This window comes from Cyclobacterium plantarum (assembly GCF_011290685.1).
In the GTDB taxonomy this organism is placed as follows: Bacteria; Bacteroidota; Bacteroidia; order Cytophagales; family Cyclobacteriaceae; genus Cyclobacterium; species Cyclobacterium plantarum.
In genome coordinates, this window is record NZ_JAANYN010000003.1 from 207,588 (window position 1) to 231,249 (window position 23,662).

Here is a 23,662-nt window from a genome sequence, read left to right on the forward strand (position 1 = left end):
AATGATTATGAATAACAGACCCATATTTAATATAGAAGAAGTCAATAAAATCATCAGGAACAGGAGGTCACAGTTTGTGGCCCAGTTTAAGGAAAATGACCCTGTTGATGAGCACATCATTTTGGAAATGTTGGAAAATGCCAATTGGGCCCCAACGCACAAGCTGACAGAGCCCTGGAGATTTGTGGTTTTTTCCGGTGAAGGCTTGCACAAACTTGCTGAATTTCAATCGAACCTTTACAAAGAGCGAAGTGAGAAATCCGGTAAATTTATAGCCGCCACCTACAACAAGTTCAGGGAAAACCCCCTGAAGGCATCCCACATCATTGCCATTTGCATGAAGAAGGATTTGAGGGCCAACCTTCCTGAAATGGAAGAAGTAGCGGCCGTGTCGATGGCAGTTCAAAACATGTACCTGACTGCAAGTGCCCATGGTCTGGCGGCTTATTGGGGTACTGGTGGTCCCACTTTCTGGCCCGAAGCCAAACCTTTTTTTGGCCTGGCAGAGGAAGACATGCTGATGGGGTTTTTCTATGTGGCCAAGCCCGCTTCCGACCGCTGGCCTGAGGGCAGACGAAATCCAATTTCTGAAAAAGTAACCTGGATTAGGGAAAAATGAGGTTCCTGGAAAAATATGGCCCTAAGCCTGCAAGGAGCATCTGTTGGTTTTTCATGGTCATTTTGCTGTTCAGTGCCTGTGGTGAAGATTTTATTCCCAAACCCAAAGGGTATAATCGGATAGACCTTCCCGACCATGAGTTTGAGTCATTGGATATGGATCTTCCCTATTCTTTTGAGCATTCCAGGCACCTGCAAATCGAACCTGACTCCTTTAATTTGGCAGAAAAAAATTGGATAAACCTGCATTATACTTCTCTTAATGCCAGAGTACACCTTACTTATAAAGCCATAGAAGGAAAAAAGGAAAAACTCAAATCGTACCTCGACGATGCCCTTAACTTGACTTTCAAACATCAGATAAAAGCTTATGGTATTGATGAAGGGATAGTCAGAACTCCTACAGGGTATACTGGTTTGGTCGCCGAACTAAGCGGTGAAGTACCTACCCAATTTCAGTTTTTTGTAACTGACTCTACCCAGCACTTTCTGCGTGGAGCCTTGTATTTCAGGACAGCCGTAAAAAATGATTCCCTCGCACCAATCATCGAATACATCAAAAAGGATATGATGCACCTGATAAATACTGTTGAATTTGATTGATTGTGCCAGATTAATTGTTTACCTTACAAGGAATTGTGTCCATAGGCCTATCTAGGTTTATTTTCACCCAGCCCCACCTCTGTACTTTCCATACACTCACAATCACCCGATTACAATTTAAATAATAATATATGGCAACGCCAAAATTTTCCAAGTCTACCATTTCCTTTCATCAGGACCTGAAAAAAAGGGTTGGAGACTACTTCATAAACAAGAAATTACCCCGCTCTGGAAACAGTCCACTTTACTTAAAAGCAGGGGTCATGGTTTTGTCGTTTATCTTTTTATATGTCCATCTGGTTTTCTTTACACCCCATTGGGCCATTGCCTTGGTGGAATGTTTGGTTTTAGGCGCTTTGACGGCTTTTATTGGTTTCAATGTCATGCATGATGGCGCCCATGGCAGCTTCAGTGATAAAGCCTGGATTAATAAAATGGCTGGCATTTCCATCAATTTTCTTGGTGCAAATGTGTTCATGTGGAAAACCAAACACAATGTGGTACACCATTCTTATACCAATGTGGAAGGGGTGGATGATGATCTGAATGCCGGGTCTTTTTTAAGGCTTTCGCCGAGTCAGAAGAAATTCAAAATTCACCGTTTCCAGCATTATTATTTCCCCTTAACTTATGCATTATTGTATTTGTATTGGGTATTTTTTACCGATTATAAAAAATATGTGACCAGAAAAGTGGGCATGGTTCCTATTCAGAAGATGAAACTTTCTGACCACATTAGCTTCTGGAGCTTTAAAGCCATTCATTTGATATTATTTGTAGCTATTCCTGTGTACATGATGGGGTGGAGTCAGTGGATAGTTGGGTTTTTGGTCTACAGTTTATTTGCCGGTCTTTTACTGACCATGGTTTTTCAATTGGCGCATAGCCTGGAAGAAACTGCCTTTCCTGTACCCTCTCCGGCTACCAATAGCCTGGAAGACGAATGGATGATCCATCAAATCCGTACCACAGCCAATTTTGCTACGGGATATAAATTGTTGACCTGGTTTTTGGGAGGCCTCAATTATCAGGTGGAGCACCACCTTTTTCCCAAAATTTCACATATCCATTACCCGGCAATCAGCAAAATCATCAAGCAGGCCTGTAAGGATTATAACATCAATTATCTGGAGCATGAGAAACTCCGATGGGCCTTTTTGTCTCATTTCAGACACTTGAGGGTTCTGGGTAAAGCCTAACTTCTCCTGGCAGGCTTGCCAATTCCATTATTACCGCTTACATTTGTCAATAGATCATTAGGGGTGCCCCAATATCACGGGCTGAGATCATACCCATATTACCTGATCCGGGTAGTGCCGGCGAAGGGAAATGAGAAATAGCTAATCGTACGTAATGCTATTGGGTAAACAACTAAAAGAAGGAATACCCCTTTATTCCTTTCATGTTTAACCGAAGAAAACAATTTAAGTTATGTTTCGAATGTACCTGGCAGCCGTTTTTCTGTTGCTAAGCCATTGGGCCCAGGCCCAAGACCATATTGAAGGGGTAATAGTTGATGCCGATAATGGCATGCCCCTTCCTGGTGCCAATGTTTATATCGAAGAAATAGAAAAGGGTACTGTCGCTGACAGGGAAGGGCAATTTAGTCTGGAGGGTTTGAATAAAGAGAATTACACCTTAAGGGTAACTTTTGTAGGGTACCAGACCCACAGACTTACTGTCCCGGTTTCTTCCGGAAAATCGCTTCTCATCCGCCTGATTCCCCAGACCCTGACCACCGAGGAATTTATCGTGACAGGTACCCGGGCATCGGCCACCACTCCTACTACCTTCCAGATGATAGACAAAGAAGCACTGTCAAAAAACAACCTCGGCCAGGATTTGCCTTTGCTGCTCAATTATACCCCTTCCATTGTAACCCATTCAGATGCCGGAGCCGGTGTGGGATATACAGGTTTGCGGATCCGGGGCACTGACCAGACCAGAATCAATGTTACCGTGAATGGTATTCCCCTAAACGATGCAGAATCTCATGGTGTGTTCTGGGTCAATATGCCCGATTTTGCCTCTTCCGTAGAAAACATACAGATTCAAAGAGGAGTGGGTACCTCTACCAATGGTGCGGCTACTTTTGGTGCCAGCCTCAATATCCAAACCGATACCAAAAAGGAGGAAGCCTATGCAGAAACAGACCACTCCTTTGGCTCCTTCAATACCAGAAAGCATACGGTCAAGGCAGGTTCAGGCCTGATCAACGATAGATGGGCTGTGGATGCAAGGCTTTCCAGAATTTCTTCCGATGGGTATATAGACCGTGCATTTTCCGATCTGAAGTCTTATTTCGTTTCGGGAGGATATTTTGGCGATGACCATGTATTCAAGGTCAATGTTTTCTCCGGATCGGAACAAACCTATCAGGCATGGAATGGTGTGCCCGAAAACCTGCTTAAGAGCAACCGCACCTACAATGGTTATACCTATGAAAATGAAACGGATAATTACCAGCAAGACCATTACCAATTCATTTACGCGGGGAATTGGGGAAGCAACATGAAAGCCAACTTTGCGCTGCACTACACTCAGGGCCAGGGATACTACGAACAGTTCAGACCTGACGACAACCTGCCAGATAATTATGGGATTGAGCCCATATCCATTGGCAATGAGCTGATCAACAGTACCGATATCATTCGTAGAAGATGGCTGGACAATGATTTTTATGGAGCCGTTTTTTCGCTCAACTACGTTTCCACTGATGGCAAGTTGGATGCCATTGTGGGTGGGGGAGCCAACCGGTATGATGGGGACCATTTTGGCGAAATCATCTGGATGGGAGTCACTGGTGGTACCAACATCAGAGACAGGTATTATGACAATGTAGCGGTAAAAGATGACCGTAACCTGTATCTGAAAACTACCTACGAAGTACAAGACAGGCTGTACCTGTTTGCAGACCTTCAATGGCGGAATATTTATTACCGCTTTAACGGGATAAACAGTGATCTCAGGGATATCTCTGGTAGCCAGGATTATAACTTCTTCAATCCCAAATTGGGGATATCCTATGAAACAGGAAATGGGAAAACCCTTTATGCTTCCTATGCAGTGGCCAATCGTGAGCCAGTACGTGCGGATTTTACGGATTCCCCCTTGACTGAAATCCCCAGACCGGAAAAATTGAATAATGTGGAGGCAGGACTCAGGGTAAATAAGACCAGGTATCAGTACAGTGCCAACCTTTATTATATGGGTTACAAGGATCAGCTGGTACTTACAGGTCAGCTAAATGATGTTGGGGCATATATCCGTGAAAATGTGGCTAGTAGCTACAGGGCCGGTATAGAGCTGGATGCCGCAGTGGTGGTGGCGCCCCGATGGACCCTTGGTGGAAACATTGCCCTGAGCAGAAACAAGATCGATTCCTTTACAGAATACAATGACGTATATGATGAAAATTGGGGTTTCGCAGGTCAGGAAAGCACCACCTATTCGGACACGGATATTGCCTTTTCCCCTGGCCTGGTGAGTAGTGCTATCATCGATTTCAGGCCTCTGGAAAATATGGAAATCAGTCTGCTTAACAAATATGTGGGCCGGCAGTACCTGGACAATACACAAAAAGAAGACAGAAGTCTTGACCCTTTCTGGACCACTGACCTCAGGCTGTCCTATAACTGGTCCCCCGGATGGGTTAGGGAATTGAATTTCTCATTAAAGGTGAACAATGTTTTCAATGAATTGTACGAACCAAATGGGTATACTTTTAGCTATTTTGTACCAAATGAAGGGGCCAATGGCAGGGAACTGGTAACTGAAAACTACTATTATCCCATGGCGGGCACCAATTTTCTGGGCGGTGTTTCCATCCGGTTTTGATAATCCCAGGTAGGATTGATTTTTCCAACCCCAAAAGGCAAAAGGTTACCTTTTGGGGTTTCTTTTTACCGGATAGGGTTTCCGTGGGTTTGGCGAATTAGTCTTTTGGAAAGAAAAGAGGAGTTTTTCAGCAGACCAACAGCGAGGGAAGATACCACAGGGGCACCGAAAAGTTTTTGAACATTCCTGCCCAATCTTAGACGGGACTGGAAAAAAGCTTTCCAATTTTTTTGATAGGATTGCTGAATGTCTGCTAATTTATTGTGCTTCAGGAAGGCATCTGCAGCCAGTTTGCCCGTGTGTATGGCTATGGCCATACCATTACCACAAAGTGGGGTAATCATGCCTGCGGCATCTCCAAGCATCAGGATGTTGTTTTCTACCGGAGCTTTGGTCGCAAAGCTGATTTCATTGATGACTTCAGGCCTGTCCCATAAAAAATGAGCTTTTTTAAATATTTCCCGGATATGGGGATTGGCAAATAAATGTTTTTCTTCCATGGCCCCTATACTGCCCGTAGCCTTGAGTTGTTCCCTGCTGCCCAGGTAGCAAAGGTTAAAACGGCCATTTTCAATCTTATTGATCCCCAGATAACCCCCATTGTAATTGTGAAGGGCTACTATATGGTCTTCCTGATCGGCTATTTCTATATGGTATTTGACCCCGATGTACGGACTTCTTTGCTGGACAAAATCTCTGTTGAGTTGCTTGTCAATTCTTGACCTTTTTCCATATGCTCCCAGTACAAAGGCTGCGGGAAGTGATGACCCTTCACTGGTTTCCACCATGAAGTGTTGTTTTTCAGGTAAGAATTGAATAGCTGTTACCTGGGTTTTTTGGAGAAATTTTACCCCTTCCCCCAGACATTTTTGGTAGAAATGGTTGTCGAGAATATACCTGCTGATGCCAAAGCCACCCAGTTCCAAAGGGAAGTCTGCTTGATCACCATTTACTGCACTTAACCTGAAATGATTGATGCTGGCTGGATAATGCTCGAATGGAAATAACCCCTCTTTGACCAAAAAATCCTTTACTTCATTGGAAACGTACTCCCCACAGACCCGGTGGAAGGGATAAGCCTTTTTTTCAATTACCAACACACTCCTGCCCTGCCTGGCCAAAAGATAGGCAGCAGTAAGACCTGATAAACCTCCTCCTACGATTATAATGTGGTTTTCAAACATGTTCGAAGATCTAACCATTATCTATCCTTATGGTTTAAGGTATTCGGATTTATTTCTGGTAAAAATTTAGTATTGGTTTCAATTTAAAACTTTAATTTCGGCATTCAATTAAATCAAATTATAATGAAGAAACATATCCCGAATTTCAGGATCTCCTTTTTTTTGTTGATTTGTGCAGCCCTGGGCTTAAACCTTATTTTAGCAGATCAGGCCCAGGCACAATGGATTTTTAAGAAAAAGGACAAAAAGGAAGCCGAAAAAGAGGAGGAAAAGCCTAAAACGAAAGATGGTTTAAAGCCATACAGTGATGTCATTACTGATAAGGCCATTTCAAAAAGTGGTCTTTTTATCGTTCATAATGTAGAAGGTAAATACTATTATGAAATTCCGGAAGATTTGCTGGGAAGGGAGATGTTGATGGTTACTACTATCGCCAAAACGGCCACGGGAATCGGCTATGGAGGTGAAAGGACCAATACCCAAATGTTGCGCTGGGACAAAAACGACAAGAACATTTTACTCAAGGTGGTTTCCTATTCCAACACCGCCGCTGACTCCCTGCCGATTTATGATGCAGTTAGGAATTCCAACCTGGAACCCATTCTTTATCGCTTTGATGTGGAGGCAAGGGGTAAGGATGACAAAGGTTGGGTAATTGAAGTAACCGATCTTTTTTCGAAGGATGTTCAGGCACTGGGCTTGCAAAATAGCCGTCGGAAGCAGTATAAAGTATCCAGACTGGATACAGACCGGACCTACCTGGAACGAATAAGTACCTATCCCACCAATATAGAGGCAAGATATGTGCTTACTTATGCTGCTTCCGAGCCTCCTTCCAATGCCAGCACGGGATTGATAACCGTAGAAATGAACAGCAGTATGGTATTGTTGCCGGAGGAGCCCATGATGCAGCGTTTGGCAGACCGACGGGTAGGCTGGTTCAGCACAGGGGTTACAGATTATGGATTAGATGCCCAAAAGGCGAGAAAAAGGACCTATCTGGATCGTTGGCGGCTTGAGGTAAAGGAGGAAGACCTGGAGAAATTCAAAGCCGGTGAATTGGTTGAACCCAAAAAGCAAATTGTCTATTACATTGATCCAGCCACTCCCCGAAAATGGGTACCCTATCTCAAGGCAGGAGTTGAGGATTGGAATGTGGCTTTTGAAGAAGCAGGATTTAAAAATGCCATTGTAGCCAAAGATGCCCCTAGTAAGGAGGAAGATCCGGATTGGCATCCTGAAGATGCCCGGTACTCGGTAATCCGGTACTTTGCCTCAGACATACAAAATGCCTATGGTCCACATGTATCAGATCCCCGTTCTGGTGAAATCATTGAATCGGATATAGGCTGGTACCACAATGTGATGAACCTGCTGCGCAACTGGTTTTTTGTTCAGACGGCTGCCATCAATCCGGAGGCAAGAGGTACAGAATTTAAGGATGAGGTGATGGGCCGCCTGATCCGTTTTGTATCGGCACATGAGGTCGGACATACGCTCGGATTGCCCCATAATTTTGCTTCTTCCTTTGCTTATCCGGTAGATTCCCTGCGCTCGGCAACGTTTACGGCCGAATATGGAACCGCCCCATCCATCATGGATTATGCCCGTTTCAATTATATTGCTCAGCCAGAGGATGAGGGGGTGCATTTGTACCCCGAAGTAGGCCCTTATGATAAATTTGCAGTAGGCTGGGGTTACAGGCCTATTCCCGAAGCCAATACGCCTGAAGAGGAGCAGGCTATTCTGGACCAGTGGATTGTAGAGAAAAAGGGTGATCCTGTTTTTAGATATGGCAGGCAGGGCAATGCCTATGATCCCAGTACCCAAAGTGAGGACCTGGGCGATAATGCCATGAAAGCTTCGGAATATGGGATCAAAAACCTGAAAAGGATACTGCCAAACCTGATCGAATGGACTGCCGATGAAGACAAGCCATTTAAGGATTACAGTGATTTGGAAGAATTATATGGTCAGGTATTGGGGCAATTCAACCGGTATATGGGTCATGTAAAGACCAATATAGGAGGCGTATATGAAATCTATAAAGCTGCCGCACAGGATGAGCCGGTATATACCCATGTAAATAAGACTACCCAAAAGGAGGCCATGGCTTTTTTGAACAGGGAATTGTTTGCCAGCCAGGATTGGCTCAGCGATACTGCCATTACCAGTAGAATTGAAGATTTCGGGCTGCTGGACCGCATCAGAAAGTTGCAGGTAAACACCCTGAATGCTGTTCTGGAATGGGGTAGATTGGGCCGTGTGATGGAGAATGAGGCCATCAACGGTCAGGAGGCCTATGGCCTGCTGGAGCTAATGGAGGATCTGAGAAAAGGAATATGGTCGGAATTACCTGGTGGAAAATCCATTGACGTAAGCCGCAGGAGTTTGCAACGGGCCCATATTGAAAGACTGCAGGTATTGCTTACCGATGATGCCAGCGGGAGATCTGCCGCATCCCTGAATGCTTCCCAGTCGGATATCCGCCCGGCGGCAAGGGCAAGCCTCAAAACCCTACAAGGTCAGCTTGAACAGGCCATTCCCAGGACTTCCGACAGGATGAGCAAGATTCACCTGGAAGACAGCCTGGAAAGGATCAAAGGCATTTTGGATCCTGAATGAAAATCCTTGTTAAAGTAAACTTCAACCAATAACCCTGGCTTGTTATTTATGAGCTGGGGTTATTCTTCCCTGGTGGTACAGGTTTTCAGCCCAAATAAGGTATACAAGGGACAAAAACTAACCAGGCTGGTCAGCAGGAATATGGCGGCAACCACGATTAAAACTATACCCAGGGTAGCAGTTACGGCTCCTGTATAATACAAGTAAATGGCCACCAGTGCAATGATGGTTCTGACAATCCTATCGGTAGTACCCATGTTCTTTTTCATGATGATGTGTTTAAGTGAATAATTAACTTTACCAGGCCATAAATAATGGAAAGACAAAGGAGGCAGACCAGAATTAACCTGAGCAATTTTTTCATTAACTAAATTTACCTATTCATACCATGGTAAAAGGTGACAAGGGTCACATTTGGGAATAAGATCCACTTATTTTTCATTGGGATGGTCTTTAAAGCTGGTGTCGATGACAATGTCCTCTTCTAAAGTCCTGTGTACCGGACATTTATTGGCAATTTCCAAAAGTCTTTTTCGCTGGGCTTAGTCCACATCTCCGGTTATTTCAAGGCTTTGGGTAAAACGACTGACCCTGGCTTTTTTATCATCCACATGATCGCTTTCCTCCCTGTGTACTGCTATTGCTCCTGCAAGGATGGCATTTTTCCAATTAATCTGCCGTATAACTAATGAATTTTTTAATAAGTTTTCAGTTTTAATTCAAAGGAGCGGCTTCAGGAAAATCTATTGGAATCTTGGTGACATTAGGCAGCATGTTGGTAATGGCTTTTTCGCCAATGGCCACTATGCTATCCACCAGTTTTTCCTTGTAATATCCTGCTTCAAAGAAATTTTCCAGAACTTTGTCGTCTATTTTTCCGACATTTTCCATGACCGATTTGGCCAACTTGGTGAATTAATACATAGAAAAAGTCACTCGCCAGAAGTTGTTTTCAGGCTGGAAACAAAACGGATGATTTCGTCCACAATGGATTCGTGTTCCGTAAACGGGATTAGGTGCCCTTTATTTTCGAAGGTTTTTATTTCCAGCCATTTATTGGGGATATTATTTTCGGAGAAGGCTACGTTGCCATAGGGTACCAGTCCATCGGCATCTCCATGGATATGGAGCACCGGTATGCGAATTCGTCCCCAATCTGCGATAAACGTTTTGAGTTCATCTTCGTGGCTATATTTTTCATCTGCAGCCACCCGTATAGAACGAGGGGTAAGCCAGCGCGTGCTTTTATAAAGTGCCAGCTTGCCGAACCATAGGTACTTTTCCTGCTTCGGGTCTATTGCTGGGGCGATCATTATGGTACCTTTCAGCCAATCCGGATTTTGTATGGCCATATACCCGGCAATGGTACCGCCAAAAGAATGGCCTATGGTAACCACATTCGAATCTATCCCAGAATAGCGAAGTATATGCTGGATGGTGCTGAATTGGATGGGTATAGGTTGATAATCGCCGTAAGAAGAGTAGCCGTAACCGGGCCGGTCTACAATCAGGATGGAATAAGCCTCGCGCAAACGCTCATTTTTCAGGTAGGGCAAAAATGAGGAGGAAGAGCCTGGTGCCCCATGGATAAAAAGCAACAGCGGAACTTCGGCTTTTTCATTTTTATACAATAGCCACCTAAGCGTACCGGTAGGATCGTAGTGAATTTTATAGGGTAAGCCTGCTTTAGCCATGGTGTGATTTAGGGAATGGTCACTTTCACGGAATGAAAAACATCCGGTACATATTCCTAACAAGAATACTATTATACCTATCCCAGCAGTGTTTTTCTTTCTCATGCAAATGTTTTTGTAATGGATAACGAAGTTTATCTTGCCGCAGTTTTGGGTTTGCGGTAATCCCAATTGGATTTTAATCAAAAGTTCAGTTTATTGCATGGCTACAAAAAGGATGATATATGGTAGTTCGATTGATGGTACTGCTACTGATTATGGCTGGAACGAATCTACATGCACAGGAATATTTTGAAAAACAGTATGCCGGAGTCTGGCAACGAAACCTAAGCTATTCGAAAGCCGTGGCGGAAGCCATGCCGGAAGTGAACTACGATTTCAGACCAGCAGAGGGTGCCATGTCGTTTCAGGAGCAATGGCTTCACGTGGCAGATAATATCAGCATGCTGACTTCACGCATTACCGGTGATCGTAAAAATTTTTACCGTAAAGATGATGCTACCGGCTTCAATAAAGCAGATGTATTGGCAATTCTGGATCAGGCCAATGCCCATGTGCTGGATTTGATACGAAATGCCTCCGGTTCCTTGTTAAACGAGGAAATTGAATTCGGGGGCGTTTCAATGACCAAGGAAAATATTTTTTACCTGCTGCGTGATCACCAGGCCCATCACCGCGCCCAATGCCTGGTATACCTTCGAATGAAGGGGGTATCGGCACCCGGCTATGTTGGCTGGTAGATGTCCCGCTAAAAGATGTCAATAGGGTAATATTTTGCTGTTTTTGGGAAATTATTGCCTGGAAACCTGTGTTATCAACCCATGAATGCATCCTTTCCACGGTTAATTTGTTTTATTATCTGGACTTTTTTTGCAGTTCCAGCAATTTCGCAAAGCCTGCCGTTTAAAACCTTGCTGAAGACCACCTATGACAAGGATTTTCCCCTGGTCTATCCCGAGCAGAAAGATTTGCTGGAGGAGGCGGTGATTTTGGATACCCGTGAACGGGAGGAATATACCGTTAGCCACCTTGAATCAGCCCAATGGGTAGGGTACGAAACTTTTTCGATGGACGCGGTGTCCGAAATTTCAAAGGACGAGACCATTGTGGTTTATTGCTCCATTGGGGCCCGAAGTCAGGAAATTGGCAAAAAACTGAAGGCGGCCGGATACCAACATGTATACAATTTGTATGGAGGGATCTTTCACTGGGTCAACGAGGAGAATCCGGTTTTTACACCCGACACTATTCAGACCGATCGGGTGCATACCTACAATAAAATGTGGGGTCTGTGGCTGGAGAGGGGAAAAAAGGTGTATTGAATTTTTGCTGTCATAATCCATAGCATATCGCTCAGTTGCCGCCGAATAAGAAAATATTCCTTAACGAATATCTTACAAATCAAACATGAAATCGAGCCTGCCCGAGGCAGACAGGCATGACGCAAGCGACACTCGGAGGGATGATTAACCAACATGCGAGATCCCTGTCCGACTGGCATCATCCTGGCGGGCATATGACCGCTGAAAACACAATTGTAAACATATGAAATCCGTCATTCTAATCGTCTTTTTCTTGTTTAACATCTCCTGTGGTCATTCCCAGCTGGGAGGTGAAAATACCGAACCGCCCTCCCATGACCTGTTTGATGCCTTGCTGCAGCAACATGTAGACGAGGAAGGGATGGTGGATTACAAGGGGTTTATCAGGGATGAGGAGAACTTAGACAAGTATCTTCGGCTGCTTAGTGAGCGTCCCCCGGATCGTAGCCTCTGGTCAGAAGAAGAGCAACTCGCTTATTGGATCAATGCCTACAACGCCTTTACCATCAAGTTGGTCATCGATCACTATCCGGTAGAAAGCATTAAGGATATAGGTCCTTCCTTAAAAATCCCTTTGGTAAACACCGTCTGGCACCTGGAGTTTTTTGAAATTGGCGGAAAGCCATCCAGTCTCGATGAAATTGAGCATAAAATTCTGAGGAAGGAGTTTGAAGAACCGAGGATTCACTTTGCCATCAATTGTGCGTCCGTATCCTGCCCCAAGCTTTTAAACCGCGCTTTTACCGCAGATAAACTGGAAGTTCAATTGAAGAAGGTTACCAAGGAATTTATCAACGATCCCAACCAGAATGACCTGGAAAGGAATGAAATATCCAGTATATTTTCCTGGTTTAAGGAGGATTTTACCAGAAATGGCAGCTTGATAGCATTTATCAACCGCTACGCAAATAGTCCCCTGGACCCCAATACCAAAATCAGTTTTAAGGACTACGACTGGAGTTTGAATGAATAGATTCCCCGACCTTTGGGGTTTTCCAAACCCCGAAGGTCTGATTCGAAGCGTAGACGTAAAAACCTTCAGGGTCCCAAAGGTTGAAGTCATCCTGACCTTTGGGGTTTTCCCAACCCCGAAGGTCTGACTCGAAGCGAAGACGAAAAAAACCTTCGGGGTCCCAAAGACCCCAAAGGTTAAAGTCATCCTGACCTTTGGGGTTTTTCCAACCCCGAAGGTCTGACTCGAAGCGAAGACGAAAAAACCTTCGGGGTCCCAAAGACCCCAAAGGTTAAAGTCATCCTGACCTTTGAGGTTTTCCAAACCCCGATTGGGCTGCAGCATGAGCTGTTGTCCATCGATAGCAAATTTTAAAGGTACAGCTCCAAAATTCCAAAAGAACTTGAGGTGGTTCTCCGTATCTTTTAGCGTTTTTTCAAATTCATTTCCATCTGCCAAATGAAAACTTCCTTCCAGGGACTCCAGGTTAAAGTATTTATGCATTTTCAGCTGTCATTGGCCATGCGAAATTTGATGGTAGATGGGGCCACCCCAAAATCAGGACATATAAGTTCAGGCAATCCCTGTTCTAAAAGACCGATTTTTATCAGGGCCTGGTGGTGAATGCTATGTTCCAGACAATAGGCCAATTCTCTCTGGAAAGAAGAGGGAATGCTACAAGTTTCCGATTCATCTACTGTATAATTTGCCAGCAGTGCCGTATTTCCCAGGATTTTTTGGGTTTCCAGGTAGTCAATGATCCGGTCAATGGCCTTAATGGCCTCCAAGGGGTGTTTCTCCAAAGCAGGATCTCTTTTCCGCGCATCGAAATTTACCGGAGAATTTTCGGTAAAGGCGCTGGTAATACAAGTATAAAACTCAATGATATGTCGGATATGCTGCCCAATGGTAGCTCCTGACAAATAAGTGGAGGGGTATTGATATTGGTCCTCATTTAGGCTTCTCAGTAAGGCGGAAATACTTTTGAGATTTTCCTGACATTCAACTTGCATGGATTTAGGGGTTAAAGGTTACTTTTACATGGGTATTGGCCAATTCATGGTAGCCCATTACGGCTACTTCTGTAATATTTGGATTCCAGAAGGTTCCACCTTCCATTTTTAAATAAATATGTCTGATTTTCATTCGCTTATCATTTATTTTCCCAAAAACGCCGTAATTTCCTGAAGCATCTTTTTTCAGTGTAAAAACCTTTTTATCATAGGAAACGAATTTGAAGTTCACCTTATCTTCCTCCTGTTGTATGATGTCTAAACCATAACCGAATTTCTTCTTGATCCAGTTTACTGGCACCAGCCCACCCGATTTTTCGTTGTCCAGCCATTTTAGGCTGATCGGCTCACCTTTTTTAGGCAGCCCATTTTCGTTCAGATGAAGAAAGTAGACAATTTGGTCCTCGTTCAGGCTTCGTTCTATGGTAAAAAGAACCTGTTGACCCATTGATGAATACCAGTGGATAAACAGCAAAGTAAATAGCCAGGAAAACCGTATCAACATATTCATTTTTTCTTTCCATTCTATTAGTCGGATAGTTCGGCTCATCCTGACAAAATCATGAACAAATTTTGCCGGTTTTAAGCCATTGATACGTTTAGATTGTTTTCCGGGAAGTTTCTATTTCTAAAAATAAAAAATTAAATATTAAAATCTTTTAAAATAGGGTATCATAAAATATATAATGGGCAATATATCTTTTACTTATATTAAGAACAGCATGGGGATGTATGAAAAATAATTGTTCTCGTTTTAATAAATAGGTCCACAGCCTGAAATGAAGAATAGTTTCAACAGCATTGCCCCCCATTTTCCTGCATGGGTGGGCAATTTACAGTACCGTAGCTACAAAACACACAACAGTCACCTTTCTTGGGTTTTAACACCTTACCGCAGGATTCACAGGCATAAAAATACTGGCAAGCATCAATAGGCATTGTTTCTTCTTTTTGGTGTCCGCAGTTTGGACATGTGAGGGTTGATTTTAGTTTTGCTTCCATTCTCTGAAATTTTTTAACGCCATTTCAAATGTAGCAGGTAAAAAACCTTCCTGCCGGTTTCCTTTGCTGATCAGGAAAATAATTTTCCAATGCCTGAACAATGTATTGATGGCATCTAAGTACTTGCCTTTCGGGTCATAAATATGTGCTGGTTCAGCATTTACACCGTTCACCTCCAAAATTTTGATACCATGGCCCTTGAGGAAATCTTCCAGCGAGGGTGCCTTGAGATCAAAGCGCCCATAATGGAAATGGGGGAGATGGTAGCTCAAGGCATCAAAAAAATACAGCAGTTCCTGGTTGGCAAATTGGTTGCCATTAGAAAATTCGGTCCCTCTGTTATGGTTGCCTATGGGTTCCAGTAATTTTTTTGTACCTGAGGGTAATATTTCCTGAGGGTTTACATCTTCTCTTTTCAACAATTTGTTGGCCACCAGCCGCGCCCTGGGAATTTGCTGTATCAGTTCCTTTAGTGTCGATTTACCATCTCCGGTGACTGAGAGGAAGGTTTTCAACACAATAGAGGGAATTTTTCCGGAATGTTTATCCGGGAATCGATAGTAAAAAAGGCCGGCTTCAAAAGGGTCTGAGATGTATTCCTGGATTAAAAAATCTGTTGGGCTATCCTCCATGTATTTTTTTAGCTGGGAAAGATTTTTCAGCAGGGCAACGCCCTTTCCTCTTTCCCCCCTGTCTGGTTTGGCGATGATAGGAAAGTCCAGATCAAGCGTCTGTAATTTGGCGCGTATCAGGGGTAGCCTGGATCCGGATTTTACGAATAGGGTCGTAGGTTTTAGTTCAACAGGAAGGTGCTTCAGTTGTTTGTATTTGCTGCAATTGTAGAGTCCGCCCTTTTCCATATCAGGATTGGCTGTGGTAAAGAAAAATAGGCTCCTGGCTTTTAAGGATAGCCAAAGGTAGTAGAAAAATAACGGAAAATAGACGATCCAGGTGGGCCAAAATTCCCAGTGTAGAAGTTTGGTGATAAAGTTTGTTAGTTTGGGCATCAGAGAAAGTTAAAAAGATTCCGCGAAATAAATGTAAAAGCCGTTGGAATCCGGAGTGAAACTATAATCAAAGCGGACATTGGTCCGGTCGTTTTTGCTGATCCTGAACCTTAGCCCCCCGCCTGCAGCCAGGTGGATGTCCTTTACCAAATCATTGCTTACATTGGAATAAACCCGGCCGGCGGAGGCAAAGGCCACTATCCCAAACCTTCCGATGATGTGCTGGCGAAACTCAGACTGTAAGATCATCAGGTGTCTGTCCCGGAACCTTCCCTGATAATAGCCTCTGTGCAGAAAGGGGCCTCCCAGGGTGGGCAATACCCGGTAAGGAACCTGACCCATCGAAAATTGGGCAACAAACTGGTTGGCCCAGGTGGAATTTTCGCTTAGTTTCCAATAATCCCGTATATCCAGGCTGGCCAATCCAAAATAGATGGGTTCCTGGTCCGATTGGCCAAACCCAAATGTGGGCGTAAACTCCAGAAAACTTCCTTCAGAAGGCGAGAGGATATGATCTCTCCTGTCCCACATAAAAGAAGGCCCAAGGCTTAGGTAATTATAACCCCTCCTGCCATTTGTGATGTTTATATCATCAAATAGGGGTTCATTTTCTGGAAACTCTGGCTGCAGCCACTGCCCTTGCAGGGAAATGCCCATATAGGTATCGTTTTCCAATTTCAAATAACTTTTACTGTTTATGGTAAATGCCGAAAATTCATACAATGCCTGGTTTTTTTCCATCAATTCCACTTAATTTTCTACATACAGATCCAAATACACATCGTCAGACATGACCCAACTACTGCCACCTACCCCAAAATCCCGGCGGTCCAACTGGCCAGAGATGGTAAAAGCAGTTTTTCCTCCCGATTCCGAAATGTTTACTTCCAAATCAATGGGTAGTGTTTTCCCTTTGATAGTTAAGTCACCTTTAACTTTTAGTTTATTTGAGCCTGAAGTATTTACACTTGTGGATTGGAAGCTGATGGTTGGATACTTTTCCACGTGAAAGTATTCTTCTTGTTTCAGGTGGTTGTCACGCTTGTTAATCCCTGTGTTGATGGAGCTAACGGCTATTTCTGCAGAAAAGCGACTGTTTGAAGGCTGATTATTATCATAGTCAACTTGGGTGGTGAAGGATTCGAACACACCTTCTACATTTAGTCCCAGATTCCTTATGTTAAATTTGATATGCGATTCTTCCTGAGTTCCTTCCCATATTGCATGGCTGTCTCCGGGTTGAGGACTGAGGGTCCAAAACCAAAGTACTACTAAGAATGATATTTTCATGGTAATTAGGTTTAAATGGAGTTAGTGATTAGTTAAAGGGGTTGTAGGAGACAGCAAGAAAAACAAGTACGGGCTTGTACCTGAATCGATCGTTGGCGTTGGTAAGTTCCTGGTTGGTGGTGTATTCGGTAAAGGTCATGTCCATGCCTCCCCTGAGCCAGGTTTTTTCTGATAGGGCATAAGCGACGTAAAATTCCGATTTTAGCTGCCCGAGGTCTCTATCCCCAACCAAAAGGAGGTTAAAGGAACTGGGACTGGCTTTCACCATTTCGGGGTATTGTCCGGTATTTTCCGAAGAAATAAACCGGCCATCACTGGTACTGCCAAAACCCAATCCAATGGCATCAATATTAAATCCAATCTTAAATTTCGAACTGAGTTGATATTGCAGGTTTATCAATGCACTTAAGCCAAGGGTATGGGGATTACTGATCAGCAGGGTATCGATGGTGGCCTCATCCCCCGTAAGGTCTGCCGGTGCGGTAATGTAATTCAGTTCACTACCGGTAAATCCGGAGAATCGCAGACCATATCCCAGTCGAAATTTGTTGGAGGAGAACATGCCGTGGCTTTGGTTCCAGGACAAGGCGTAAGAAAAACTGCTGTTTTCTCCCATACCAAGTGCAAGATCAAAATTGGCCTCTTTTTTTGGTATAGTAGCATCCTGTGCCTTCACACAGTTGACAGCTAATAGGAAAGCAGTGAGAAACAGGTAAAATTTCAATAGATTTTTCATGAGTTATTTTTCAAAGTTTTTGTGTTGAATTTCTTTAATAAAAACATATGCAATGGCGATAAAGCCTATCCCGGTCAAAGCTGGAGGAATCATAAAATTCCCAATGCCCATGACAATCATTGCCAGGCCGAGAACAATCAATACGATAGCAACTATTTTTTTTCATGATTTTGATATTTTAGTTTGTCTTTTATTATCTGTATTCTGGATTTGGATGATCTTTCACCTCTCTGGAATCCCAGGTTGTTCGCTGGTTTCCGTAAGCTGGAATACCTTGTTTTTTCAGCATTTGGGCCAGGTGCATCAGGTTCCAGGTCATAAAAGTGGTATTACGATTGGTGAAGTCGTTTTCAGGTCCGCCGGATCCCTTATCCAGGTACGAGGGCCCGGGCCCGGCCTCGCCGATCCATCCGGCATCGGCTTGCGGAGGAATGGTATACCCTAGGTGCTGGAGTGAGTAGAGGACATTCATTGCGCAATGCTTGACACCATCTTCATTTCCGGTCACCAGGCAACCACCCACTTTTCCATAGTAGGCATACTGTCCTTTTTCATTCATTTCTTCCGAAAACCCATATAGCCTTTCAATGGCCATGGAGGCAACAGATGATTTTTCTCCCAACCAAATTGGTGTGCCCAGGACCAAAATATCCGCTTCCATTACCTTTTGCTGAATGGGAGGCCAATCATCCACCTCCCAGCCCTTGTTGGTCATGTCGGGATAGACCCCAAAAGCAATCCGGCGATCCACCGGCCGGATTATTTCTGTCCGAATCCCATTGGCTTCCATGATGGCCTGACTCATTCGAATCAACCCTTCGGTATGGGATTGCTCCGGAGATTTTTTTAAGGTGCAGTTGAGAAAAATGGCACTTAACCCCGAAAAATCATAGGGGCTGTCCTGATTAAGTTGTTGTTGAAAGGTATTCAGTTTCATGTTTGATTGATTCAAGGGACCATCCTGAAACTGAGAAAAAATTTAAAAGGGTGACCGTTAAAAAGGCAACGGTCTGTTCACTAAATTTCCATCAGCCAGGATAATTGTTGGTTATCTTAATTGCTGATAGAATAGTCGGAAAACCAGGTGTTTCCTGACAAAAAATTTTAATCTTCTTTTATTTTTTCAATAATCCGTTCTTTCGTTTTAGGAGGCAGTAGGTCTCCGGTAGCTCCTTCCGAGTTGATCCATTTGGAAAGGGCCTTCTCAATGGTTTTACTTTGGTGCCGGTACAGGTTACACACCACACACATCTTTACATGCACGTAGAGCCTGCATTTTTCTTTAAAGGTAAGCGGGAATACCGATTGTTTCTCAATCAGACAAGTAGCCTCTTTACAGGAAAGAAACAGTTTGGTCATGATTTTTTCTAGATTCATAGGAAAGGGATCAGTTAGCGCCGAACCAATTGACTTCGAGGCATTTTTTCAGCAGCAGTTTGGCTCTGTGTAACACCTGCCAATAATTAGTCTTGCTGATCTCCAGTTCCTGACAGATTTCAAGTGTTTCTTTATCAAAAATGTATTTGGAGATTACCGCCAGCCGCCATCTGGGAGGGAGATCCTCCATGCAGACGTTCATCACATCATTAAAGGCAGGGTCGTCCAATAAGTGCGTATCGTTCGACCAGGCATCTTCCAGGCCATTGGCTTTCCAGTTTCCATGGGCATTAAAAAGTGTTTCGGTAAATTGAAATGCCTGATCATCCAAATGCACGGTTTTTTTGGCAGACTTCCGGTAGTGGTCGATGATTTTATTGTTTAAAATCTTCAGCAGCCAGGTTTTGGCACTGCTCTTTTCTTTGAATCCTTCAAAGTTTTTTACAGCAGCCAGAAAAACTTCCTGAACCAGGTCCTCCGCTACCTCACGGTTGCCTGTTTTATGATAGGCCCAACTGTATAGATAGTCACCATGGGCGTCCACCCATCCACTGACTACCGCATGTTTGGATACTTCCCTGGGATTTTTTTCCATAAATAAACGATAGGTAACGGAATTCGCTATGAATTACCCAATTAAATATAAAATTCCCCACTAATCAATTTTTTTTACCTTTTAATTCTTTTATCAACCGCATAAAATAGACTTATGCAAAAGCTATCTCCGTAGTAAATTCGGTATTTCGGAAAACGACATTGAGGTAATCGGTTTAAAAGTAAAACTGATTTAAAAAAAGCAGCTTTTTCTGATGATTTCACAGTATTTTCTTATTTTAGAAAAACAAACCTAATAACGAATTTGATGGATACCAAAAAAAGATATACCGATCAGGTGGCTGTGATCACTGGCGCAGCCGATGGAATAGGTAAGGCAATTGCAGCGCGCATGGCTGCAGAGGGAGCCAGCCTTGCGCTATGGGACATTAAGGAAACCCGGTTGAAAGCCCTGGAAAGCGAATGGCGGGCAAAAGGGATTCCGGTAAAAGCCACCATCGTAGACATTACCGAAGAAGCTTCGGTAGAAAAAGCTTTTAGGGAAACAGTCGAACACTTTGGTCGTCTGGATATTTTGGTCAATTCCGCAGGCATTGTTGGTCCTACCCAGACCAAAATCACCGATTATCCTACGGCAGCTTTTGATGAAATCTATCGTGTCAATCTAAAGGGGTCTTTTTTAACCAGCAAGTATGCCCTGACCTGGATGGAAAAAAGTGGTAAAGGCCGGATATTATTGATTGCCTCCATTGCCGGAAAAGAAGGAAACCCGAACATGGTCGGGTATTCGGCTACCAAGGCAGGCGTGATTGGTCTGGTAAAAGCGCTGGGGAAGGAGTATGCTACCACGGGCATCACGGTGAATGGTTTGGCACCGGCAGTGATCAGGACCCCCATGAATGCCGATACCGCTCCGGAACAATTGGAATACATGGCCTCCAAAATCCCCATGCACCGCCTGGGTACGGTGGAAGAAGCTGCCGCCATTGCCTGCTGGATATGTTCGGATGAAGCCAGTTTTACCACAGGTTTCATCTTTGATTTATCCGGGGGAAGGGCTACCTATTGAAAGCGAGGGACTGCATAAAATCCTTGATTATGCTTTGGGATTCAACTTGTTTTTCAAACATGCCCATATGCCCGCAATCCGGCAACTGGTGAAAGGCTGTAACTGCCTGCTGGTGTTTCAGGCTGGCTTCCAGGGGCACAGCAGGGTCCTGCTCACCACAGATCATGAGTTTGTTGCCTTTAAACTGTGCCAATGTAGCCATATGGTCGGCCCGGTTTTTCATGGCCATGGTATAGCCGATCAGACTTTCCTTGCTGTTTTGGCTACCCCTTCGGATCAACGCTTCAATCTCTGCCTGGCAGGTTTCCCGGTTTTTCGCTGCAAACAAGGGGGCCACAAAGGACTGAATAAAGGTAGGAGCTCCATGTTTTTCGATAAACTCAGCGGTCTTGTCTCTGTTTACTCTTTTTTCCGGACTGTCTGCAAAGGCTGTAGAATGGAAGAAACCAAGGGCTTTTGGTTTTGCAGCTGTTTTGGCTGCCATCTCCAGGGCTATATAGCCTCCCAGCGAATGCCCGATCAGGCTGGCATTTTCGATTCCATGTAAACGGAGCCAATCCGCCAAAACCAGTGCTGCATCTTGTAGCGAAAATTCCTGTTTGAGGGCTGAACTTTCTCCAATACCCGGTAGATCAGGGCACCATATTTCACATGCATCACTAATTGCAGGCACAAATTCCTGCCACATTTCCTTGGTTTCACCAAAACCCGGCAACAAAACCAGCGGCTTTCCTTTACCTGTTTTCCAAAACGCTATATCAGGCATATTTCATCAGTAGGTTCAATAATTTACGGTCCAGTTTTTCTCCATTCCAATCTTCGTATTCCACATCCTCCCTGCCAGAGTTTAATACCCCAAAAGTACCCGAAAACTCCCACAGACCAAAACCAATCCCATGGGCATGTTGGATATCTAGTATGTCTTCAAACCAGGACAAGAATACATCGTGGGGGGTTTTGTTGTAGCAGCCCAATTCCCCGCAATGTACACCCACGCCCTTTTCGAGCAAGGCGACCCAGGGAGCATAGTGTTTCTCCAGGTCTTCTCTGCTGTAATATTTCTCATTGTGCATGCCGGGCCAAACCGGCTCTTTCAGGTTATCCGGATCTTTGTACACCCAGGAGGCCTTGTGGTGGGAAATGTGCATGGGGAAATAACCCCGGCAACTCTGGTGCAGGTCAAGGTCCGCCAGTTCGGGCACCGCCATGCCCCCGCCCCCGTTTCCATCGGCAATGACCAGGCGGTTTTTTTTGACCGATTTGATGGTATTCAGCGCTGCCTGAGCCACTTTCCGGTATTCTTCTATCGGTACCGGCCCTCCGGGAGAGTGCTGATCGTTTGGATTTTCCCGTTTAAAGGGCTCATTGACCAGGTCAAAACTTAGCTTTTTGGAAGAGATATTTTTATATCGCCTGGACCACATTTCCCAGTGGGCACAGAAAGCATCCAGTGCTTTGGCGTCTTCCCAGAGATTGTAGGGTTCTTGAAACCCGGCATTGATGCAGAAGCCCGGTGCCCGGTGCAGGTTCAGGCTGACATGCAGCTTTTGTTGGTGGCACTTATCGATCAGCGTATCAATTTCTTCCAGCCTGCTTTCGTCAAATTGCATCACCTCTTCGGGAGTAATGGGCTTGCTGCGGTCAAAATCCAGGTAACTGGGATAGGAAATCGGAATGCGGACAAAGTCAAAACCCCAGTCGGCCATCCATTTGAAATAGTCGTCTTTGCTTTTGCGTCCCTTATCCGGATCCGGATTAAAAAAATCCAGCAAATTAAAGCCCCGCCAGCGCGGCAATTGGTTTTTGGCTGCTGCGAAGCTGCTCTGCTGAAGGGAGAGTCCTATACCTGCGGTGAGGAGGGTGGACTTTTTGAGAAAATCTCTTCTGGAATTGGATGGGAACGACATGGGCTTAACAGGTTATTTGGTTTGTATTCGGCATTGAATTACCAGGAGCCAAAATAAAAAATAAATGCCAAAAAACCAGTGGTCCTTTTTATTGGATGTCTAATCTTCATGAATTTCCAGGACGTAAAAGAATTAACCACATAGCGCACATAGGACACATAGTTTTTTTCAGCAAAACCAAGAATTTGCTGGGGGGTCATCATTCTGATGAAAGCACCCTATGTGAACTATTGTGACTATGTGGTTTAAAAAACACCATAAAGATCCCTCGAATAGATGTCTAATCTTCCTGAATTTCCAGGACGCAAAAGAATTAACCACATAGCGCACATAGGCCACATAGCTTATTGCGGCGAAAGCAGAATTTGCAGAGGGGTCCTAATTCTGATGAAAGCCCCCTATGTGAACTATGTAACTATGTGGTTAAAAAAATACCATGGAGATACCTCAAAGAGATGTCCGATCTTCATGAATTACCAGCACCCGAACTGGGTGTTTGTTACTACATCCCAGGTGTCTGATTGGTTACGGAAACGAGGCATTTGAAATGCCGGAAACCAAAGAACAAGCCTAAAAAAATAGGTTTTAAAATGCACCCGATTAGCCATTACAAATGGCTTGTTGGCGGGTCTTTTCTGTTTTTGACTCCGAAAATAGTTGAGTGATTAGCATACTTCACCCAGTACTGGTAAATATTCTTTTCATCATTGTTGGGTTTTACTGATTGTTTTGTTAATTAAAACTACCACTTATTGGGGTTGGAAAAGCATGGATTTTTCAGAATCATAGTAGAGTGTCAACCCTTTTGGTGATAGAGCGAACGAAAAAACATCGTTCAAGGAAGCTATATAATAGCCACCATCAAATAGCT

The 23,662-nt window shown here is 44.1% G+C and carries 25 protein-coding genes and 1 riboswitch; of the genes, 9 read left to right on the top strand and 16 right to left on the bottom strand.

Annotation, left to right across the window (positions count from 1 at the left end; genetic code table 11):
• Window positions 1-7 precede the first annotated feature (7 nt).
• The 4 genes from G9Q97_RS08850 to G9Q97_RS08865 all read left to right on the top strand — a co-directional run bounded on the left by G9Q97_RS08850 (window position 8) and on the right by G9Q97_RS08865 (window position 5,058).
• Window positions 8-619: a nitroreductase family protein gene (locus tag G9Q97_RS08850; RefSeq protein ID WP_166145780.1), complete on the top strand. Its 612-nt coding sequence runs from the start codon at window positions 8-10 to the stop codon at window positions 617-619.
• Window positions 616-1,221 (top strand): gliding motility lipoprotein GldD, encoded by a 606-nt coding sequence (gene gldD, locus G9Q97_RS08855; RefSeq protein WP_166145783.1) that lies wholly within the window; start codon window positions 616-618, stop codon window positions 1,219-1,221. Before G9Q97_RS08850 ends, gldD begins: the two co-directional genes overlap by 4 nt.
• Before the next feature lie 131 nt (window positions 1,222-1,352).
• A complete protein-coding gene (locus G9Q97_RS08860) occupies window positions 1,353-2,420 on the top strand; it encodes a fatty acid desaturase family protein (RefSeq protein ID WP_166145786.1) in 1,068 nt (355 codons plus the stop codon).
• Between the two features lie 49 nt (window positions 2,421-2,469).
• Window positions 2,470-2,566: riboswitch (TPP riboswitch) on the top strand.
• A gap of 86 nt (window positions 2,567-2,652) precedes the next feature.
• Window positions 2,653-5,058 carry a TonB-dependent receptor gene (locus G9Q97_RS08865; RefSeq protein WP_166145789.1) on the top strand — a complete coding sequence of 802 codons (2,406 nt, stop codon included), beginning with the start codon at window positions 2,653-2,655 and terminating at the stop codon, window positions 5,056-5,058.
• 65 nt (window positions 5,059-5,123) lie between these two features.
• Here G9Q97_RS08865 and G9Q97_RS08870 read toward each other — a convergent pair whose 3' ends face one another.
• Window positions 5,124-6,260 (bottom strand): NAD(P)/FAD-dependent oxidoreductase, encoded by a 1,137-nt coding sequence (locus G9Q97_RS08870; RefSeq protein WP_246255544.1) that lies wholly within the window; start codon window positions 6,258-6,260, stop codon window positions 5,124-5,126.
• 105 nt (window positions 6,261-6,365) lie between these two features.
• Between G9Q97_RS08870 and G9Q97_RS08875 the strand changes: the two genes are divergently transcribed.
• Complete coding sequence (locus tag G9Q97_RS08875; RefSeq protein WP_166145792.1) at window positions 6,366-8,867, top strand: zinc-dependent metalloprotease; 2,502 nt, start codon at window positions 6,366-6,368, stop codon at window positions 8,865-8,867.
• A gap of 59 nt (window positions 8,868-8,926) precedes the next feature.
• Here G9Q97_RS08875 and G9Q97_RS08880 read toward each other — a convergent pair whose 3' ends face one another.
• The 3 genes from G9Q97_RS08880 to G9Q97_RS08890 all read right to left on the bottom strand — a co-directional run bounded on the left by G9Q97_RS08880 (window position 8,927) and on the right by G9Q97_RS08890 (window position 10,561).
• Entirely contained in the window at window positions 8,927-9,136 is a 210-nt protein-coding gene (locus G9Q97_RS08880; protein ID WP_166145795.1) for a YgaP family membrane protein, read from the bottom strand.
• A 445-nt stretch (window positions 9,137-9,581) separates the two neighbouring features.
• Window positions 9,582-9,758, bottom strand: coding sequence for a carboxymuconolactone decarboxylase family protein (locus G9Q97_RS08885; protein ID WP_166145797.1), 177 nt, complete (start codon window positions 9,756-9,758; stop codon window positions 9,582-9,584).
• A gap of 41 nt (window positions 9,759-9,799) precedes the next feature.
• The gene (locus tag G9Q97_RS08890) at window positions 9,800-10,561 is read right to left on the bottom strand and encodes an alpha/beta fold hydrolase (protein ID WP_166145800.1); all 762 of its coding nucleotides are present in this window, start codon (window positions 10,559-10,561) and stop codon (window positions 9,800-9,802) included.
• Window positions 10,562-10,785: 224 nt separating this feature from the next.
• Between G9Q97_RS08890 and G9Q97_RS08895 the strand changes: the two genes are divergently transcribed.
• The 3 genes from G9Q97_RS08895 (at window position 10,786) to G9Q97_RS08905 (ending at window position 12,856) form a co-directional block, all read left to right on the top strand.
• Window positions 10,786-11,301 (top strand): DinB family protein, encoded by a 516-nt coding sequence (locus tag G9Q97_RS08895; RefSeq protein ID WP_166145803.1) that lies wholly within the window; start codon window positions 10,786-10,788, stop codon window positions 11,299-11,301.
• Window positions 11,302-11,472: 171 nt separating this feature from the next.
• Entirely contained in the window at window positions 11,473-11,883 is a 411-nt protein-coding gene (locus G9Q97_RS08900) for a rhodanese-like domain-containing protein (protein ID WP_317168740.1), read from the top strand.
• A 223-nt stretch (window positions 11,884-12,106) separates the two neighbouring features.
• The gene (locus G9Q97_RS08905; protein WP_166145809.1) at window positions 12,107-12,856 is read left to right on the top strand and encodes a DUF547 domain-containing protein; all 750 of its coding nucleotides are present in this window, start codon (window positions 12,107-12,109) and stop codon (window positions 12,854-12,856) included.
• A 485-nt stretch (window positions 12,857-13,341) separates the two neighbouring features.
• Here the strand turns inward: G9Q97_RS08905 and G9Q97_RS08910 are convergent, their stop codons facing one another.
• The 10 genes from G9Q97_RS08910 to G9Q97_RS08955 all read right to left on the bottom strand — a co-directional run bounded on the left by G9Q97_RS08910 (window position 13,342) and on the right by G9Q97_RS08955 (window position 19,855).
• The gene (locus G9Q97_RS08910; protein ID WP_166145813.1) at window positions 13,342-13,848 is read right to left on the bottom strand and encodes a DinB family protein; all 507 of its coding nucleotides are present in this window, start codon (window positions 13,846-13,848) and stop codon (window positions 13,342-13,344) included.
• Between the two features lie 4 nt (window positions 13,849-13,852).
• Entirely contained in the window at window positions 13,853-14,359 is a 507-nt protein-coding gene (locus G9Q97_RS08915) for a DUF4833 domain-containing protein (protein WP_166145816.1), read from the bottom strand.
• A gap of 281 nt (window positions 14,360-14,640) precedes the next feature.
• Window positions 14,641-14,850, bottom strand: a complete 210-nt coding sequence (locus G9Q97_RS25020) for a GDCCVxC domain-containing (seleno)protein (RefSeq protein WP_166145819.1) — start codon at window positions 14,848-14,850, stop codon at window positions 14,641-14,643.
• The gene (locus G9Q97_RS08925; RefSeq protein WP_166145822.1) at window positions 14,835-15,857 is read right to left on the bottom strand and encodes an ATP-grasp domain-containing protein; all 1,023 of its coding nucleotides are present in this window, start codon (window positions 15,855-15,857) and stop codon (window positions 14,835-14,837) included. The genes G9Q97_RS25020 and G9Q97_RS08925 overlap by 16 nt, the downstream gene beginning before the upstream one ends.
• A gap of 9 nt (window positions 15,858-15,866) precedes the next feature.
• The gene (locus tag G9Q97_RS08930; RefSeq protein ID WP_166145825.1) at window positions 15,867-16,598 is read right to left on the bottom strand and encodes a BamA/TamA family outer membrane protein; all 732 of its coding nucleotides are present in this window, start codon (window positions 16,596-16,598) and stop codon (window positions 15,867-15,869) included.
• Window positions 16,599-16,607: 9 nt separating this feature from the next.
• Window positions 16,608-17,147 carry a YceI family protein gene (locus G9Q97_RS08935; protein WP_166145828.1) on the bottom strand — a complete coding sequence of 180 codons (540 nt, stop codon included), beginning with the start codon at window positions 17,145-17,147 and terminating at the stop codon, window positions 16,608-16,610.
• A 28-nt stretch (window positions 17,148-17,175) separates the two neighbouring features.
• Entirely contained in the window at window positions 17,176-17,883 is a 708-nt protein-coding gene (locus G9Q97_RS08940) for a hypothetical protein (RefSeq protein WP_166145831.1), read from the bottom strand.
• A gap of 193 nt (window positions 17,884-18,076) precedes the next feature.
• Window positions 18,077-18,820 carry a flavodoxin family protein gene (locus tag G9Q97_RS08945; protein WP_166145834.1) on the bottom strand — a complete coding sequence of 248 codons (744 nt, stop codon included), beginning with the start codon at window positions 18,818-18,820 and terminating at the stop codon, window positions 18,077-18,079.
• 167 nt (window positions 18,821-18,987) lie between these two features.
• Window positions 18,988-19,260: a hypothetical protein gene (locus G9Q97_RS08950; RefSeq protein ID WP_166145837.1), complete on the bottom strand. Its 273-nt coding sequence runs from the start codon at window positions 19,258-19,260 to the stop codon at window positions 18,988-18,990.
• Between the two features lie 10 nt (window positions 19,261-19,270).
• Window positions 19,271-19,855, bottom strand: a complete 585-nt coding sequence (locus G9Q97_RS08955) for a sigma-70 family RNA polymerase sigma factor (RefSeq protein ID WP_166145840.1) — start codon at window positions 19,853-19,855, stop codon at window positions 19,271-19,273.
• A gap of 267 nt (window positions 19,856-20,122) precedes the next feature.
• Between G9Q97_RS08955 and G9Q97_RS08960 the strand changes: the two genes are divergently transcribed.
• Window positions 20,123-20,884 (top strand): SDR family NAD(P)-dependent oxidoreductase, encoded by a 762-nt coding sequence (locus G9Q97_RS08960; protein WP_166145843.1) that lies wholly within the window; start codon window positions 20,123-20,125, stop codon window positions 20,882-20,884.
• Here G9Q97_RS08960 and G9Q97_RS08965 read toward each other — a convergent pair.
• Window positions 20,874-21,650, bottom strand: a complete 777-nt coding sequence (locus G9Q97_RS08965; RefSeq protein WP_166145846.1) for an alpha/beta fold hydrolase — start codon at window positions 21,648-21,650, stop codon at window positions 20,874-20,876. The two genes, G9Q97_RS08960 and G9Q97_RS08965, sit on opposite strands and share 11 nt — an antisense overlap.
• Window positions 21,643-22,791: a cellulase family glycosylhydrolase gene (locus G9Q97_RS08970; RefSeq protein WP_166145849.1), complete on the bottom strand. Its 1,149-nt coding sequence runs from the start codon at window positions 22,789-22,791 to the stop codon at window positions 21,643-21,645. Before G9Q97_RS08970 ends, G9Q97_RS08965 begins: the two co-directional genes overlap by 8 nt.
• Window positions 22,792-23,662: the final 871 nt, after the last annotated feature.

Coding starts and splice junctions, on each gene's coding strand:
- G9Q97_RS08910 (WP_166145813.1), bottom strand. CDS start 13,848: ATGCAAGTTGAATGTCAGGAAAATCTCAAAAGTATTTCCGCCTTACTG.
- G9Q97_RS08905 (WP_166145809.1), top strand. CDS start 12,107: ATGAAATCCGTCATTCTAATCGTCTTTTTCTTGTTTAACATCTCCTGT.
- G9Q97_RS08960 (WP_166145843.1), top strand. CDS start 20,123: ATGGATACCAAAAAAAGATATACCGATCAGGTGGCTGTGATCACTGGC.
- G9Q97_RS08930 (WP_166145825.1), bottom strand. CDS start 16,598: ATGGAAAAAAACCAGGCATTGTATGAATTTTCGGCATTTACCATAAAC.
- G9Q97_RS08955 (WP_166145840.1), bottom strand. CDS start 19,855: ATGGAAAAAAATCCCAGGGAAGTATCCAAACATGCGGTAGTCAGTGGA.
- gldD (WP_166145783.1), top strand. CDS start 616: ATGAGGTTCCTGGAAAAATATGGCCCTAAGCCTGCAAGGAGCATCTGT.
- G9Q97_RS08935 (WP_166145828.1), bottom strand. CDS start 17,147: ATGAAAATATCATTCTTAGTAGTACTTTGGTTTTGGACCCTCAGTCCT.
- G9Q97_RS08850 (WP_166145780.1), top strand. CDS start 8: ATGAATAACAGACCCATATTTAATATAGAAGAAGTCAATAAAATCATC.
- G9Q97_RS08925 (WP_166145822.1), bottom strand. CDS start 15,857: ATGCCCAAACTAACAAACTTTATCACCAAACTTCTACACTGGGAATTT.
- G9Q97_RS08915 (WP_166145816.1), bottom strand. CDS start 14,359: ATGAATATGTTGATACGGTTTTCCTGGCTATTTACTTTGCTGTTTATC.
- G9Q97_RS08885 (WP_166145797.1), bottom strand. CDS start 9,758: ATGGAAAATGTCGGAAAAATAGACGACAAAGTTCTGGAAAATTTCTTT.
- G9Q97_RS08970 (WP_166145849.1), bottom strand. CDS start 22,791: ATGTCGTTCCCATCCAATTCCAGAAGAGATTTTCTCAAAAAGTCCACC.
- G9Q97_RS25020 (WP_166145819.1), bottom strand. CDS start 14,850: ATGGAAGCAAAACTAAAATCAACCCTCACATGTCCAAACTGCGGACAC.
- G9Q97_RS08950 (WP_166145837.1), bottom strand. CDS start 19,260: ATGAATCTAGAAAAAATCATGACCAAACTGTTTCTTTCCTGTAAAGAG.
- G9Q97_RS08875 (WP_166145792.1), top strand. CDS start 6,366: ATGAAGAAACATATCCCGAATTTCAGGATCTCCTTTTTTTTGTTGATT.
- G9Q97_RS08880 (WP_166145795.1), bottom strand. CDS start 9,136: ATGAAAAAGAACATGGGTACTACCGATAGGATTGTCAGAACCATCATT.
- G9Q97_RS08895 (WP_166145803.1), top strand. CDS start 10,786: ATGGTAGTTCGATTGATGGTACTGCTACTGATTATGGCTGGAACGAAT.
- G9Q97_RS08945 (WP_166145834.1), bottom strand. CDS start 18,820: ATGAAACTGAATACCTTTCAACAACAACTTAATCAGGACAGCCCCTAT.
- G9Q97_RS08865 (WP_166145789.1), top strand. CDS start 2,653: ATGTTTCGAATGTACCTGGCAGCCGTTTTTCTGTTGCTAAGCCATTGG.
- G9Q97_RS08890 (WP_166145800.1), bottom strand. CDS start 10,561: ATGGCTAAAGCAGGCTTACCCTATAAAATTCACTACGATCCTACCGGT.
- G9Q97_RS08965 (WP_166145846.1), bottom strand. CDS start 21,650: ATGCCTGATATAGCGTTTTGGAAAACAGGTAAAGGAAAGCCGCTGGTT.
- G9Q97_RS08860 (WP_166145786.1), top strand. CDS start 1,353: ATGGCAACGCCAAAATTTTCCAAGTCTACCATTTCCTTTCATCAGGAC.
- G9Q97_RS08870 (WP_246255544.1), bottom strand. CDS start 6,260: ATGGTTAGATCTTCGAACATGTTTGAAAACCACATTATAATCGTAGGA.
- G9Q97_RS08940 (WP_166145831.1), bottom strand. CDS start 17,883: ATGAAAAATCTATTGAAATTTTACCTGTTTCTCACTGCTTTCCTATTA.